The organism is Sulfurimonas sp. hsl 1-7 (assembly GCF_030577135.1).
Classification (GTDB): Bacteria; Campylobacterota; Campylobacteria; order Campylobacterales; family Sulfurimonadaceae; genus Sulfurimonas; species Sulfurimonas microaerophilus.
Genome location: NZ_JAUIRR010000014.1, coordinates 1 through 785 on the forward strand (window position 1 = coordinate 1; position 785 = coordinate 785).

A 785-nucleotide genomic window follows, 5' to 3' on the forward strand; every position below is an offset into this window, starting at 1 on the left:
GTATCTACGCTGATACCTGCTCCTAGTGTCAATGCGGCGTTCGTGATAAATTCGCTATTTGATGGTGCATCTGTTCCGCTTGGCAATCCTGCCTCATACACTGTTCCTGTTGTATCTGTAGGGCTAACCGTTACATTCGCTACATCTATGCTCAATGTCGTTGTAGCAAGGTCTCCGTCCCCATCCTTTACCGTATAGGTGAACACATCTTGGGCATCTGCCGTCACTGCATTCGCTGTTGATTCATAGGTATAACTTCCATCATCATTCAACGTCAACGTTCCGTATGTTCCGTTTATCGTTGTACCGACTTGTCCGCTCACATCTCCGCTTGCCGTACCTGCCACTACTCCGACCACTGCACCACCGCTTGCCCAGCCATCCGCGCCGGATACATCGTTATGCAACACGCCGTTCGCAGCATCTACGCTCAACGTATGTCCTTCTGTTACGTCTCCGAGATCTGTTGCTACTTGAGGTACATCATCCACGATATTGATATACACTGTATTTGTAACGGTATTCCCGTATGCATCTACTGCTGTATATGTAAATTGATCCGCATCATTGACGGTATTGGCCCCTTGTACAGAACCTGAATTCATTGCCGACGTCAACGCATAACTGAACGTTCCATCTGTTGCCACGCTCCATGTTCCGTATGTTGATGTTCCGCTCTGTGCGGTATCTACGCTGATACCTGCTCCTAGTGTCAATGCGGCGTTCGTGATAAATTCGCTATTTGATGGTGCATCTGTTCCGCTTGGCAATCCTGCCTCATACAC

1 protein-coding gene is annotated in these 785 nt (G+C 48.5%); it reads right to left on the reverse strand.

The features are described 5' to 3' along the window. Nucleotides 1-785, reverse strand: a 785-nt coding sequence (locus QWY88_RS11615) for an Ig-like domain-containing protein (protein WP_304546553.1), incomplete at its 3' end; no start/stop codon positions are given.